This window comes from Kocuria sp. KH4 (assembly GCF_053711175.1).
Genome location: NZ_JBSJYX010000006.1, coordinates 41,666 through 56,033, shown reverse-complemented (window position 1 = coordinate 56,033; position 14,368 = coordinate 41,666). Strand labels below are relative to the sequence as shown.

Here is a 14,368-nt window from a genome sequence, read left to right as displayed (position 1 = left end):
CCCGGTGCGGCGGCCGGGCAGGGGCTCAGCGCCGGAGGCGGCCCGCGACGGCCCGGACCATCGGGCGCAGGTCACGGGCGCTGAGCCCCGCCCACACCGCGAGGAACACGGCGGTGACCCCCAGGGCCGGCAGCACCCGGAACCCCGGGCCGAGGATCTGCAGAGCCGCCAGCACCAGCCCGTAGCCGACGCCGATGCGCAGCAGGATCCCGCCCCAGCGCATCCGGTCCAGCCGCCAGACCACCAGCAGCGGCAGCACCGCGCTGACCAGCGCGCCCACGAGGTAGCCCACGGCCGAGGCCGTGATCCCCAGCTCCGGGCCCAGCACCACCATGGTGCCCACCCCTGCGGCCAGGCCCAGGCCGTTGGCGGCGGCCAGCACCTTGATCCCCCAGGGCTCGGTGCCGTTGAGCCGGGCGTTCGCGGCGTTGAAGCTGGTCGCCGAGACGGCCAGGAACAGCAGGACGAGCAGCGGCTCGGCGTCCACGAACTCCGGCTCCGCGAAGTACACCAGCCGCAGGACGGGCTCCGCCCACAGGGCGCCCACGCCGAAGACCGGCAGGAAGACCGTGACCATCGTGCGCAGGATGGTGTCCACCTGACGGGTCAGCCCCGCGGTGTCCCCGGCGGCGTACATGCGGGCCACACTCGGGGACAGCGCGGTGAGCATGGCCCCGGACAGCATGCTGGCGGGTGTCGCGAGGGACACCGCGGCGGCGTAGAGGCCCACCTCGGGCTTGGTGGCGAAGCCGTCGCCGATCACGAGGGACAGCTGCATCAGGCCGCTCGCCGCCACGAGGTGGGCCGAGCCCCACGCGGTGAAGAGCAGGATCTCCCGGCGTTGGGCCGGGTCGAGGCGGGCCCCGCTGCGGCGCGGCCACGCCGGCAGGGCATAGACCGTATAGCCGGTGATCAGGGGCAGCAGCAGCACCCAGTGCCAGCCCGCGAGCAGGACCAGCAGCAGCAGGGTGAGGGTGAGGAACGAGCTGATCGTGTCCCACGCCGTCGTCGTCACGAACTGGTTGTTGCCCGTGCGCACGCCGCGCACGAAGTTGTAGGCCGACAGGGAGAGCACGAGCAGCCCCGCCGAGACCGTGTAGGCCCACGGGAGCTCGATCACGAACGCGGCGTAGAGCACCGCCGAGACGGACAGCACCGCCATGCCCGCGGACGCGCTGGTCGCCGTGAACGAGGCGGTGGCGGCCTGCGCGTCCCGGTCCTGGCGCCCCCGGGCCATCGCGATGAACTTGGACGCCGCCGTGCCGGAGGCCTGGGGCCACAGCAGGACGAGGAACAGCGCCAGCGAGATCGTCAGGTTGACGTCGGCGAGCGCTCTCTGGCCCATCAGGTTGCCCACCAGCACGCTGTAGCCGAAGCGGGACAGCCCCTGGACGAACACGGCCACCACGGTCAGCGCGAACGCGGACCCCAGGGGGTTGTCGGTGTTCGCGTGGTTGGGGGGCGGGAAGAGGATCGGGCGCAGCCGGGACATCAGGCGGCCGCCCCGGGGGCTGGGCTGGTCATCGGGTCCGAGTCTACCCAGGCCGGCCGGGCCCTCGGGCGATGCGCCCCGGGCCCCGCCGGCGTGGATACGCTGGGGGCATGAGCCAGCACACCGAGACATCCCCCGGCCCGCGCCCCGTGCGGACGCCGCAGACCAGCGGCAGGGGCTGAGCGGCATGCGCGTGCTCGTCGTCAGCACCTGGTACCCCTCGGCCGAGCGCCCCGGGGAGACGCCGTTCGTGCCCCGGCACGTCCGGGCCGTCTCCCGCCATCACGACGTCCGGGTGGTGCACGTCCGGCTCCTGCGCACCGGACCGGTCCGCGGCGAGGTCTGGGACGGTGTCCCGGTGCTGCGCGTGCCGTTCCACCCGCTCCGGCCGCGGACCCTCCTCCGGGCCTACCGGATCCTCCTGCGGGGACTGCGCGGGGCCGAGCTCGTGCACAGCATGGCGTTCTCCGCGGCCCTCGTGCTCGCCCCGCTGGCCGCGGCGCGGCTCCTGGGCCGCCCCTGGGTGCACACCGAGCACTGGAACGGCGTCCACACCCCGGAGCAGGTCGGCGGCGTGTGGCCGTGGTTCGCGTGGTCGCGCCACGTGCTCCGGCTGCCGGACCTGGTCACCGGGGTCAGCGAGGCGATGTGCGCGACCCTGCGGCGCTTCTGCCGCCCCGGCAGCGTCCGCTGGTGGGGCAACGTGGTGGACCACGACGACGCGGTGGTGCCGCCGCCGCGGGGGAGGACCCTCGAGCTCGTGTCCGTCGGCGGCCTGTGGGGGCTCAAGGACCCGCTGCTCGCCGTCGAGGCGGTGGCGGCGCTGCGCCGCTCCGGCGCGGACGTGCACCTGGTGTGGTGCGGTGAGGGACCGCTGCGCGGCCGGGTCGAGGAGCGCATCGAGGCGCTGGGCCTGCAGGGCGCGGTGGAGCTCGCCGGCAGCCTCGAGCCGGCGCAGGTGCGTCGGCGCCTGGCCGCCGCGGACGTGTTCCTGCTGCCCAGCCGCACGGAGACGTTCTGCGTGGCGGCCGCCGAGGCGCTGGCGGCCGGCCGGCCCGTGGTGATGGGGGCGGTCGGCGCCCACACGGAGTTCCTGCACCCCGGCAACTCCCGCCTCGTGGCCGAACGCACCCCGGAGGCCTTCGCCCGGGCCGTGCTGGACCTCGCCGCCGCGGAGGACCTGCTCACCCCGGAGGCGATGGCGGAGGAGATCCGCGCCGTCTACGGCGGCGAGCGGATCGCCGCCGACGTCGACCGGCTCTACCGGTCGCTCACGCCCGGCTCGGGCGCGGGGCGTCGGCTTTGACCCCGCGGCCGGTCCTCGCTTAAGCTGGCCTGTGTTGTCCACCCGGCGTGGTGGACGGCGGATGGAGACGTGCCAGAGCGGCCGAATGGACTTCACTGCTAATGAAGGGTCGGGGTTAAACTCGACCGGGGGTTCAAATCCCCCCGTCTCCGCACTCACGATGTCCTCGGACATCGACAACACCCCCGGACCGCATGGTCCGGGGGTGTTCGTGTTCTCCCGTGCCGTCGGCTGCGTACCCCCCGACGTCAGTGAGGTTCGGAGGAGGAGCACGACACGACGGCGCACGGAGCAGGCAACGACGTGACTATTGGCTACGGCCGAGTAGCATCTGATTTGCATATGTTCATTGCTGTTCGGAGGCCCCCATGTCCGTACCCAACCGACGCCGCGTTGTCGCTGTTCTGACAGCAGCGCTCATCTCCGCCACAGGCATCGGCCTGACCGCCCTGCCTGCCCATGCGGCACCGGCCGGCGCTCCGCAGAGCCAGGTGCTCCTCACGGCACAGTTCCGTGTGGGCGGTGCCATCGGAGCCAAGTGGAGGAGCCTGGGCGGCAGCAGCGGCTTCCTGGGCCAGCCCGTCAAGAGCGAGCAGCGCCTCAGGAGCGGCGGCGCCTATCAGTCCTTCAAGGGCGGGGCGATCCACTGGTCCCCGCGGACCGGAGCTCATGCCACCAGAGGTGCCATCCAGAAGACCTGGGCTCGCGCCGGCTGGGAGAACGGCAGATACGGTTATCCGACGAGCGACGAGTACTCCACCTCCACCGGAAAGGCGCAGCGCTTCCAGGGTGGCGTCATCACGTGGACGGATCCGGCCAAGAAGCCCGCGCCCACCGGCACCCGGACCTATCGGGGCAACGGCGACGCGGTCATCACCATTGCCAAGCCCGACGGTCTCAAATCCGTCGCCGCGGTGCAGTCGTCGTACAACGGGCCGGGGAATTTCGTCGTCTGGGGGTTGGACTCCGGATACGGGAACACCGATCTGCTGGTCAACACCATCGGGTCCTATTCCGGCACCGCGCTGCTCGACGAGTTCGACTGGGGAAACAAGACCACGCGGCTCGAGATCACGGCTGAGGGTCCGTGGACCGTCACCGTCAAGTCGACCAAGGTCCTCCCCGCCTACGGGGCCGGGCGTGCGGTCGCCGGCAAGGGCGATACGGTCTTCCGGTACACGGGCGGCAACTCCACCCGCCACCTCTCGCACAGTGGCGCCAGCAACTTCGCCGTCTGGTCGTACGGCAACAGCGGGATGGACGACCTTCTGGTCAACCGTATCGGGCGGTACTCGGGTCGGGTGACCTATCCCGGTCCCGGCCTCGTGGAGGTCACGGCAGACGGGTCCTGGACGATCAAACCCTGATCCGCCATTCCTGGCCCCTCGGTGGCACGGCGGAGCGCCTTGCACGCGACGAGTGGCAGGTCGGACCGGAACGAAGTGCAACGCGAGCCACCCCGGACCCGCGGTCCGGGGTGTTTCGCGTTGCGGGGCCGCGCCGGACCCGGTGCCGCGCGTCATCTGCGGCGGTGCCCGTGACCGCCACCGGGGCGCTTCCTAGACTGGTGCCCAGCGTCGCCGAGGGGCCGATTCCAGGGGGAACACCATGTCCGAGCAGCAGCAGCCCGGCGTCCCGGCCGACCCGTCCCCGGGCCGCGCCACCGCGCAGTGGGAGGCCGGGGCCCCCGACCGCTCCGTGCTGGAGCGGGCCCTGGACGCCGTGACGGTGCGCCGGGTCTTCGGCGAGGCCTACGAGCTCGACGGCGCCACCATCGTGCCCGTGGCCCACGTCCGTGGCTGGGGCGGGGGCGGGGGCGGCTCCGGCGAGCAGCACGGCGAGTCCGGCAGCGGCTCCGGCCTCGGCTTCGGGGTCAACGCCTCCCCGGCCGGGGTGTACGTGCTCCGGGACGGCGCCGTGACGTGGCAGCCGGCCGTCGAGCCGGTCCGGATCGCCCTGCCCGTGGGCCTGGCGCTCGTCGCGGCGCTCGGCGCGGTCGGCTGGGCCCTCGCCACGCGCCGGGCCTGAGCGCCCGCACCCGGGCGACCCCTCCGGGGCAACCTCTACCGGGTGCCCGCCCCTGTCCCCCTGCCGCCGGGCCCTGACAGGATGCGGCCATGTCCTTCGCGCTCCGCGTCCTGGTCAACGCGCTCGCCATCTGGGTGGCCGCGTGGATCCTGCCCGGGATGCGGCACACGGCGGACCCCTCGGTGGTCCCGGAGCGCGAGCAGCGCTGACCGGACGCGGGCTCAGTCCCGGTGCAGCGCCGCCCAGAGGAACTCGTGGGAGAGGGCGTGCAGCCGGGCCGCCTGCCGGTTGTCCCCGGCGCCCGCGTGCCCGCCGTCGGTGGCCTCGTAGAACCACACGTCCTCGTAACCCATGTCCAGCATCCGCGCCGCGGTCTTGCGGGCCTGCACCGGGCCCACGCGGTCGTCGCTCGTGGCGGTCCAGAACAGCACCGGCGGGTAGTCCTGGTCCGCGCGCAGCAGGTGGTACGGCGAGAACGTGCGCACGGACTCCCACTGCGCGGGATCGTCCGGGTCCCCGTACTCCGCGATCCAGGACGCCCCGGCGGAGAGCCTCGTGTAGCGGCGCATGTCCAGCAGCGGCACCCCGCAGGAGACCGCGCCGAAGAGTTCCGGCCACCGGGTGAGCATGTTGCCCACGAGCAGCCCGCCGTTGGACCCGCCCGAGCAGGCCAGGCGCCGCCGCGCGCACACGCCCCGGGCCTGCAGGTCCGCCGCGACCGCCGCGAAGTCCTCGTAGGCGCGGTGCCGACGCTCCCGCAGCGCGGCCCGGTGCCACGCCGGGCCGTACTCCCCGCCGCCCCGGATGTTGGCGAGCACGTACACCCCGGAGCGGCCGGCGGCGTCGGCGCGGGACAGCCAGGACCGCCCGAGCGCCCCGGAGTAGGAGGGGGTCCGGGAGACCTCGAAGCCCCCGTAGCCGGAGAGCAGCGTCGGGTTCCCGCCGTCGAGCACCAGCTCGGCCGGGCCCACCTGGAAGTACGGCACCCGGGTGCCGTCGGCGGAGACCGCGAAGTGCTGCTCGACCGTCAGCCCGGACGCGTCGAAGAACGCCGGCGCGGTCCTCGCCGGGCGCGGGGGCGCCCCGGCGCCCCCGCCGGCCGGGAGGGTGCCCCGGGAGACGGTGGTCGGGGTGAGGAAGCCGGAGGCCACCAGCCAGTAGTCGTTGCCCGCCTCGGGGTCCTCGTCGTCGACGGCGTAGGCGTCCAGGCTGGACAGCGCCGGCGCCCCGGGCAGCTCGACGGTGGTCCACGGGCCCGGCTCGGCCACGCGCACCACCGAGGAGACGTCCCGCAGCAGGTTCAGGATCAGCCGGTCGGCCGTCCAGGACCAGGACTGCAGCGCGGTGTGCTCGTCCGGGACGAACACCGGCGCCACGGAGCGGTCCCCGGCCAGGAAGGCCTCGAGCTCGGCCGCCAGCAGGGAGCCCGCGGGGTGGACGGTCCCGTCCAGCTCCAGCTCCTCCTGGGGGCGCAGCAGCAGCCACTGCCGGTGCAGGTCCACCGTGACGCTGTCGGGCACGTCGACGTGCACGAGCTCGCCCTCCCGCACCAGGTAGGTGCGGGAGGAGAAGAAGTCGACCACGTCCACGGCCAGGTCCCGGACGAAGCCGGGGGTGTGGTCGCGCACGAACACCGCCTGGACGTGCTGCTCGTCCACCTCGAAGACCTGGCGGGCCTGCTGGAGGTCCTGGCCGCGGCGGAGCACGCGCACCGTGCGGGGATAGGAGGAGGCGGTCATCGAGCCGGGCCCGAAGTCGGTGCCCACGTGCACGGTGTCCGCGTCGACCCAGCTCACCGAGGACTTCGCCGTGGGGACGTCGAAGCCGCCGGGCACGAACCGCCGGTGCTCGAGGTCGAACTCGCGCACCCGCCGGGCGTCGCCGCCGTCGGGGGAGAGGCTGATCAGCGCCCGCCGGTGCCGCCCCCCGGTGTACTGGGGGCGCAGCAGCCGGGCGCCGCCGTAGACCCACTCCACGCCCTCCTGGGCGGAGAGGGCGTCGACGTCGAGCAGCAGCTCCCACTGCGGGTCCTCGCTCAGCCAGGACTCCCAGGTGGTGCGGCGCAGGACGCCGCGCGGGTGCTCGGCGTCGCGCCAGAAGTTGTAGTAGTGCGGCCCGTGCTTGGCGACCATGGGAATCCGGTCGGTGGAGTCCATGACGTCGAGCACGTCCGCCTCCAGGCGGCGCAGCTGCGGTCCCTCGAGCGCGGTCAGCGTGCGGGCGTTCTGCCGGGCGACCCACTGCAGGGGCGCCTCGCCCGTGATCTCCTCCAGCCACAGGTGCTCGTCGTGCGGCTGCTCGGCGGTCGGTCGGGCGGCGGTCTCGGCGGTCTCGGTCATGTCCGCCATCGTAGGCCCCGCCCGGTCCGGCCCCGCCCTCTTCCGGCGCGGCCCGCGCGGGTCGATACCCTGAGGGTCATGAGCGCAGCGGGCAGGACAGGGACCGAACGACGAGTCACGGTGATCGGGGCGGGCCCGCGCGGGCTGTCCGTGGTGGAGCGGCTCGCGGCCCGCTCGGCGGCCTCGGGCACCCGGGTGCGCATCGACGTCGTCGACCCCTTCCCGCCCGGTCCCGGCCACGTGTGGCGGACCAACCAGTCCCCCCTCTACCTCATGAACACGCCCTCGCTGTTCCCCACCGTGATCGCCGACGACGGGGTGCTGCCCGTGGACCCGGTCGAGCCACTGCGGAACATGAGCTTCGAGCACTGGCGGCTCGCGGCCGTGTCCGGGGCGATCGCCGTGGACCCCGACGACGCCGCGCAGCTGACCCGGATGACCCCCACGTCCTACCCCTCCCGGCGGATGTACGGGGTCTATCTCGACTGGCTCTTCCGCACCCTGCAGGACGCCCTCCCGGGCTCGGCGCAGCTGAGCGTGCACCGGGCCGAGGCCGTGGGCGTGCACGTGCGCGAGCACGCCCGGCACCGCTACGACGTGGAGATCAGCGGCGGGCAGAACCTGCCGGCCGACGCCGTGGTGCTCGCCCTCGGCCACCTCGACGCCGACCTGCGCCCGGACCAGCAGGAGCTCGTGGACGGCGCCGCGGAGTTCGGGCTCACCTACTGGCCGCCGGCCGTGCCCGCCGACGTCCACTGGGACGACCTGCCGGCCGGGGAGACCGTCCTGGTGCGCGGGATGGGACTGAACTTCTGCGACGTCCTGGCCCAGCTGACCGAGGGCCGCGGCGGCATCTACACCCAGGAGGGGGAGCGCTTCGTCTACCACCCCTCGGGCCGGGAACCGGTGGTCGTGGCCGGCTCCCGCCGCGGCGCCCCCTACCGCTCCAAGGCGGTGCTCGAGGGCTACTACGCGCGCGCCCTGAGCACCCGCTTCTTCACCCTCGACGCCGTGCGGGCGCTCGCGGCGCGGGCGGACGGGCCCCTGTCCTTCGAGGCGGACCTCTATCCGCTGATCCGCAAGGACGCGCAGTGGAACTACTACACGGTCCTGGCCCGGACGGCCCCGGAGTCCTTCGAGACCGACCCGGAGGACTTCCTGGCCCGCTTCGACGCCGTGCTCGGCACCGGGGACGACCACCCGGAGGGGCCGTGGACCTCCCGCGCCGAGCGGCTCATCGCCGCGGCGGTGGTCCCGGGCCGGCAGCTCAACGCGCTGCGGCTCGCCCGCCCGTTCGAGGGGGTCGGCTTCGACTCCCACGACGAGTACGCCGCCGCCGTGGTCCACCACCTGGACCGGGACGTGCACGGGGCGCTGGCGGGGGAGGACGACCCGCTGCAGATGGCGATCGCCTCGCTCAACGCCGCGCGCACCGTGCTGAAGGCCGTGCTCGCGGACATCGGGATCGGCGACGCCTCCTGGACGGACGAGCTGCGCCGCAGCTTCGAGCCGTTCGTGGAGGGCCTCGCCTCGGGGCCGCCCGTGCTGCGGACCCAGCAGCTGGCGGCCCTCGCCCGGGCCGGGGTGGTCCGCTTCCTGGGGCCCGACCCGCAGTTCCTCGTGGACGAGGAGCAGGGCCGGTTCGTGGCCGGCTCGCCGTGGGTCAAGGACGAGCCCTTCCACGCGGAGCACCTGGTGGAGGCCATGTCACCGCCCAACGACGTCCGCCGCAACATCTCTCCGCTGCTGTCCGCGATGCACCGGGAGGGCCTGGTGCGGGTGCGGGCGATGGAGACCCGGGACGGCGTCGCGACCGTGCCCGGTACCGGCCTCGACGTCAGCCGCCCCCCGTACCGGGTCGTGCGGGTCGACGGCGGCGTGGAGCCTGGTGTGCACGTGCTCGGCCTGCAGCTCTCGGCCGTGCAGTGGGGCGTGGCGATCGCCGCCGAGGCCGGGGCGTCCGCGGAGCTGGGCGCGCGGACCCTGGCGGACGCCGACCGCATCGCCGAGGCGGTGCTGGCCCCCGCCCTCCTCCGCGGCTGACGACCGACCCCCTGTCCCTCGGGCGGCCACGGGGTCCTGTGGTCGCCCGGGGACAGGGGGGTCGGCGTGGGAGGCGCCCGGGGCGGGCGCGCCGGGGCCGCTCAGCCGAGGCGGCCCTGCAGGACCTCGCGGGCGCGGTCGGCGGCGTGCTCCCGGAGGCCCTTCCCGGGGTGCTCGCCGGTGGTGCCGCGACCCGGGTGCTCGCCGGAGGTGCCGCGGCCGGGGTGCTCGCCGGAGTTGCCCCGGCCCGGCTTCGGCGGGTCGGTGGGCGCCGCCCCGCCGACGGCGAGGCCGACGACCTCCGGGTTGTGGTCGGAGGCCCGGTACGGGTCCGGCGCGTAGAGGTCGGTCACGTTGTAGTTGTGCCGGCTGTACTCCAGGCCCACGGACTCGTGGGCGTTGATCTCCCAGATGTCCGAGCCGGTGACGAGCTCGGCCGCGGCGGGGGAGGCCAGGACGTGGTCCAGCGAGCCGAGCAGCCCGCCGTAGGCGTAGGAGTACTCGCCCTCGGGCGCCAGGTTCGCGTACCCGGCGTCGTGCAGGACCCGCATCGGGTCCTCCTGGTCGTAGGAGTTGAAGTCACCCGTGAGGAGGACCTTGTCCGTGCCCTGCGAGCTCTTCAGCTGCTCGGCGAACGCGACCAGCGCCTGCGCCTGCGCGGTGCGGTCGGCGTTCCAGCCGCCGGCCCCGTCCCCGGCGTCGGCGTTGGGCCCGGTGCCGGGCGCGGAGCCCTTGGACTTGAAGTGGTTGACCACCACGGTGAAGTCGTCGGCCGGGCCTCCGCCGGCGGGCCGGAACGTCTGGGCGAGCGGCTCCCGGGCGTTGTCGAAGTTCTCCTCGTCCTGCAGGATCACGGACTCGCCCACGGGGCCGACCGCGGCGGGCCGGTAGATGAACGCCGTGCGGATGACGTCCTCGTCCTCGAGGGCGGGTCGCTGCGCCGGTGAGGGCGCGTACGCCCAGACCTCAGCCCCCGCCGCCGCGTTGAGGGCCGCGACCAGGTCGGCGAGCGCCTGGTCGCGGTCCTTGCCGAACTTCGCGGAGTTCTCGATCTCCTCCAGGGAGACCACCTCGGCGTCGAGGGCGTTGATCGCGGCCACGATCTTGGCCTGCTGGCGCTCCAGGTCCTCCTGCTCGGCCGCGCCGCGGGCCGAGCAGCCCCCGCGCACGGAGATCGGGTCACCGGCGCGGTCGGTGTAGTAGGAGCACCCGGAGAGCTCGTCACCGGTGGTGCTGAAGTAGTTGAGCACGTTGAACGTGGCGAGCTGGAGGTCCCCGCCCACGTCCTCCGGGGCGGCGGTGCGGGTGTTCCCGGCGACCACCGGCGCGTCCTGCGGGTTCTCGCCGGTGAGGTGCGTGGTGGGCTGGAGGCGCCACTCGTCGAAGGAGTAGCCGAGCACCACGGGCGCCACGAAGTCGACGGGCGCGCCGATCCGCATCGGGGTCTGCGGGGTGAGGTAGGGCAGCGGCACCGACGCGTTGGCGGGGTTGCCGTAATTGGTGGTCGCGCCGTCGTCGAGGAGCACCCCGCGGGCGGCGTTGTCGGCGGCCTGGGCGGCGGCCTCGGGAGAGCCGGGGGCCCCGACGGCGGTGGGCTGGACCAGGGGTGCGCCGCCGGCGGCGAGCCCGAGCTCCCCGTAGGTGTTGAGGCCGTAGTTGTCCGTGATCACGAACTCACCGGAGGGGTCGAGCAGCATGCCCTCGAGGCGCTCGCGCCCGGCGTCGTCGGCCGGCCAGCCGACCGTGGCCGGCTCGACGGCCTCGGCGGGCTCGTCCAGGACCCGCAGCCCGTCGGGGCGCACGCTGAGCTGGGTCTGGCCGTAGTACTCGGCGACCGTCCCGGTGACCTCCACGTACTGGCCGGGCCGCACGCCGGCCACGGCCGAGGGGGAGTGCACGAACACGCCGTCCGAGGCCGTGTGGCGGCCGGGGTCGAGGTCGCCGCCGGTGCCGGGCGTCTGCACGTACCACCCGTCGAGGCCGCCCGTGGCGTAGACGGCGGTGACCACGCCGCGGGTGGTCACCGTCCGACCGGCCACGGGCGAGGCGTCCCCGGTGCCCTGGATCTCCCGGATCGGGAGGCTGACGGGCGGGGCCGTGGGCTCGGGCTCGGGCGCCGGGCCGTCGCCGCCGGAGTTCTGCGGGGTCACGGTGCCGGTGGCCGTGAAGTCGGCGGAGTTGTCGTCGGTGTCCGCTCCGTCCTGGCGGGTCATCGAGCGGGGGTCGCCGTTCGTGGCCGGCCCCGTGGCCGGTGCGCCCTCGAACGTGTTGGAGGTGCCGTAGCCGAGGAGGTCCACGACGCCGTCCGCGCCGGTCACCGAGCCGGTGGGGGCGCTCAGGCGCTCGGCGCCGTCGGAGAGCAGGATCGTCCCGGAGACTCCCGCGGGATTGAACGAGGTGGTCAGGTCGGGGGCGGGCAGGGGCTCCCCGGCGGTGCCGTTGGACCCGCCCTGGACCAGGAAGTAGCCCCCCGGGGCGATGGTCCCGGACAGCGCGACGGCACTGGCCGCGCCGGTGCCGCCCGCGGAGCGGTACTGCAGCGTCCAGCCGGTGAGGTCCACGGGCTCGGAGGTGGGGTTGTAGAGCTCGACGAACTTGTGCCGGTGCACGGCATCGGCCGAACCGCCGTTGGTGTAGGCCTCGTTGATGACCACGGCGGTGCCGTCCGGGGCGGCGTGGACGGGAACGGTCAGCGGCGCGGCGAGCAGCGCCGCCGCCAGGGCCCCGCTCAGGGGCAGGGAGAGCAACGTCTTCACGGTGGGAGGGTTCCTTCGGCTCGGGGGGAGGGACGGGCGAGGACGACGGGGGAGGACGACGGGGGAGGACGACGGGGGAGGACGGAGCGGGCAGGGCGCGGGTCAGCCGAAGAGGCGGCCGAGGACCTCGCGGGCGCGCTCGGAGCCGTGCTCCCACACGCCGCGGCCAGGCTCGCCCTTCCCGGGGTGCCCGCCCTTCCCGGGGTGCTCCCCGGGCCGGCCCGCGCCGGGCTGCTGGGGCCCGGCCGGGTCGGTGGGCTGCGGGTCGGTGGGTTCGGGCGTCGCGCAGTCCGCGGCCAGGCCGAGGACGGCGTCCGGGACCCGCACCCGCGTGCCGGTGGGGTCGGCGACCAGCCACACGGCGGTGCCGTCGGCCAGCTCGGCCGTGTCGAGGCTGACGGAGGCCGCGCCGTCGAGGACCGGGACCGTGCCGAGCTCCGGCCCGTCCGGGGCGCCGGCGCGCACGGACAGGGAGGCGGTGTCCGGGGCGCCCAGGGACGTCATGTCCAGGGCGGAGACGTCGAAGCGGACGGTGCAGGCCTCGGCGGCGGCGCCGGTGAGCTGGACCGAGCGGCGGTCGAACCCGGGGCCGAGCGGCGAGTTCGCGGCGAGGTACGCCGCGAAGGCCTCGCGGTCGATCCTGCCGGTGTCGGTCGCGGCCGTGCCCTCGGCGAGCGCACTGAAGTTGTCGCCGCCCGCGGTCAGGAAGGACACGGAGCCCACCACGTAGCTGCCCGCGGGGTCGTAGGGCGCGCCGTCCACCGTGATGGAGGTGATCCGGTCGCCGGCCGGCCGCGAGGGGTCGGCGGTGTAGGAGACGTTGTCCGAGAGCCCCAGCTGGAGGTAGGGCCGGGAGGAGCCGGCGGGCTGCCACTGCTGCTCGAGGACCTGCTTGAACTGGGCGCCGGTGAGGGTGACGGTGTTGAGGTTGTTGGCGAAGGGCAGCACCTGGTTCACCTCGGCCTCGGTGACCTGGCCGTCGCGGTCGCCGTCGATGGCCTCGCCGGGGGTGTCCGCCCACAGCAGGTCCGCGCGCAGTCCGCCCGGGTTGATCAGGCCGATCTGCACGCCGTGGGGCTCCTGCAGGGTGGCGCGAATGGACTCCGCGACGAGGTTGCCCAGGCTCGACTCGGCGCCGCGGTCGTCGCGGGCCGGCCGGCCGTCCCGGAGCCCGTAGGCGGTGGTGATGTCCCCGGTGATCCGCCCGACCGGGGTGCGGCCCTGCTCGACGGCCACGGCCTCGGCCCCGGCGACGATCTCGGCGACCCGGGCGACGCGGGGGTACCGGTCCACCAGCTCCGCCTCGGAGGCGGTGACGGTCTCGCCGACGTCGAGCACCTCGGTGCGCGCGTCGACGGCGTCGGTCTCCCGGTCGTAGCTGAAGGAGACGCGTCCGAGGCTGCCGCCGTAGGAGCCGGCCTGCAACACGGCGCGCTCGAAGGCGCCGTCGCCGTCGCGGTCGACGGCCTGGTCGTAGACGGCGTGGGTGTGCGCGGTGAACACCACGTCCACGGTCTCCGAGGTCCCGGTGACCAGCCGGTCGCCCAGGACGTCGGAGGTCGCGGCGACGCCCTCGTGGTACAGGGCGACGACGACGTCGGCCCCCGCCGCCTCGAGCCGCTCCGCCTCGGCGTTGACCGCCGCGACGGGATCCCCGAAGGTGATGCCCTCGATCCCGGCGGGCGAGACGAGGGTGGCCGTCTGCTGGGTGACGGCGCCGACCACGCCGACGCGCACGCCGTCGACGTCGAAGGTCGCGGACGCCTCGGTGACGGACGCGCCGTCGGGGCCCAGCACGTTGGCCGCCAGGTAGGGGAAGCCGGCGCGCTCGGTGATGCGGCCGGTGAGGTCCTCCACGCCGCGGTCGAACTCGTGGTTGCCCACGGCGGAGGCGTCCAGCTCCAGGGCGTCGAGCACGTCCAGGGTGGGGTTGTCCTGCTGGACGGCCGAGACGTACTCGGAGGCGCCGACGTTGTCGCCGCCGGACAGCAGCAGCGTGCCGTCCTCGTTCTCGGCGCGCAGCTGCTCGATCGCACCCGCGAAGAGCAGCGGGTCGGAGGCGAGGCGGCCGTGGTAGTCGTTGAAGTAGAGCAGGTCGACGTCGGCGTCCGCCGGGGCGGAGGGCGCGGGCGGCGCGGCCGGGACCACGTCGGCGTGCGCCGCCGGGAGGACGAGAGCGGACGAGGAGACGACGCCGGCGGCGAGGGCCGCGTGCAGGGCAGGACGGTGCTTCGGGGGTGTCATGAGGGGGTCCTCCGGGGCGGGTGACGATCGGTGTCCCCATTGGAGCACGCAGACGTGAACGCCCGGCGTCGTGACGGGCACATGTCGGCGGCGCACCGGGGAACCGGCCGGAGGGGCGCGGCAGCGCCACGGCCCCCGGCGCGTTGCGCCGGGGGCCGTG

Annotated in this window: 8 protein-coding genes and 1 tRNA gene; 5 read left to right on the top strand and 4 right to left on the bottom strand. The window is 74.5% G+C overall.

Translation table 11 applies throughout. The features are described 5' to 3' along the window. Positions 1-25: 25 nt before the first annotated feature. Positions 26-1,492, bottom strand: a complete 1,467-nt coding sequence (locus ACWCOM_RS06445; protein WP_454547913.1) for a lipopolysaccharide biosynthesis protein — start codon at positions 1,490-1,492, stop codon at positions 26-28. 187 nt (positions 1,493-1,679) lie between these two features. Between ACWCOM_RS06445 and ACWCOM_RS06440 the strand changes: the two genes are divergently transcribed. The 4 genes from ACWCOM_RS06440 (at position 1,680) to ACWCOM_RS06425 (ending at position 4,826) form a co-directional block, all read left to right on the top strand. Then, positions 1,680-2,798, top strand: a complete 1,119-nt coding sequence (locus ACWCOM_RS06440) for a glycosyltransferase family 4 protein (protein WP_454547912.1) — start codon at positions 1,680-1,682, stop codon at positions 2,796-2,798. Between the two features lie 63 nt (positions 2,799-2,861). Continuing rightward, positions 2,862-2,950 (top strand) — tRNA-Ser (locus ACWCOM_RS06435). A gap of 216 nt (positions 2,951-3,166) precedes the next feature. After that, positions 3,167-4,165 (top strand): LGFP repeat-containing protein, encoded by a 999-nt coding sequence (locus ACWCOM_RS06430; RefSeq protein WP_454547911.1) that lies wholly within the window; start codon positions 3,167-3,169, stop codon positions 4,163-4,165. A 241-nt stretch (positions 4,166-4,406) separates the two neighbouring features. After that, positions 4,407-4,826 carry a spore germination protein GerW family protein gene (locus ACWCOM_RS06425; RefSeq protein ID WP_454547910.1) on the top strand — a complete coding sequence of 140 codons (420 nt, stop codon included), beginning with the start codon at positions 4,407-4,409 and terminating at the stop codon, positions 4,824-4,826. Between the two features lie 221 nt (positions 4,827-5,047). On the opposite strand, the gene ACWCOM_RS06420 is transcribed toward ACWCOM_RS06425, so the two are convergent. Next, entirely contained in the window at positions 5,048-7,165 is a 2,118-nt protein-coding gene (locus ACWCOM_RS06420) for a prolyl oligopeptidase family serine peptidase (protein ID WP_454547909.1), read from the bottom strand. A gap of 78 nt (positions 7,166-7,243) precedes the next feature. Between ACWCOM_RS06420 and ACWCOM_RS06415 the strand changes: the two genes are divergently transcribed. Further along, a complete protein-coding gene (locus ACWCOM_RS06415; RefSeq protein WP_454547908.1) occupies positions 7,244-9,208 on the top strand; it encodes an FAD/NAD(P)-binding protein in 1,965 nt (654 codons plus the stop codon). Positions 9,209-9,309: 101 nt separating this feature from the next. Here ACWCOM_RS06415 and ACWCOM_RS06410 read toward each other — a convergent pair whose 3' ends face one another. Beyond that, complete coding sequence (locus ACWCOM_RS06410; RefSeq protein ID WP_454547907.1) at positions 9,310-11,964, bottom strand: ExeM/NucH family extracellular endonuclease; 2,655 nt, start codon at positions 11,962-11,964, stop codon at positions 9,310-9,312. A 102-nt stretch (positions 11,965-12,066) separates the two neighbouring features. Beyond that, positions 12,067-14,208: a bifunctional metallophosphatase/5'-nucleotidase gene (locus ACWCOM_RS06405; protein WP_454547906.1), complete on the bottom strand. Its 2,142-nt coding sequence runs from the start codon at positions 14,206-14,208 to the stop codon at positions 12,067-12,069. Positions 14,209-14,368 lie beyond the last annotated feature (160 nt).

Excerpts from the sequence above, each read along its gene's own strand:
- ACWCOM_RS06445 (WP_454547913.1), bottom strand. The coding sequence starts at position 1,492 with ATGTCCCGGCTGCGCCCGATCCTCTTCCCGCCCCCCAACCACGCGAAC.
- ACWCOM_RS06440 (WP_454547912.1), top strand. The coding sequence starts at position 1,680 with ATGCGCGTGCTCGTCGTCAGCACCTGGTACCCCTCGGCCGAGCGCCCC.
- ACWCOM_RS06430 (WP_454547911.1), top strand. The coding sequence starts at position 3,167 with ATGTCCGTACCCAACCGACGCCGCGTTGTCGCTGTTCTGACAGCAGCG.
- ACWCOM_RS06425 (WP_454547910.1), top strand. The coding sequence starts at position 4,407 with ATGTCCGAGCAGCAGCAGCCCGGCGTCCCGGCCGACCCGTCCCCGGGC.
- ACWCOM_RS06420 (WP_454547909.1), bottom strand. The coding sequence starts at position 7,165 with ATGACCGAGACCGCCGAGACCGCCGCCCGACCGACCGCCGAGCAGCCG.
- ACWCOM_RS06415 (WP_454547908.1), top strand. The coding sequence starts at position 7,244 with ATGAGCGCAGCGGGCAGGACAGGGACCGAACGACGAGTCACGGTGATC.
- ACWCOM_RS06405 (WP_454547906.1), bottom strand. The coding sequence starts at position 14,208 with ATGACACCCCCGAAGCACCGTCCTGCCCTGCACGCGGCCCTCGCCGCC.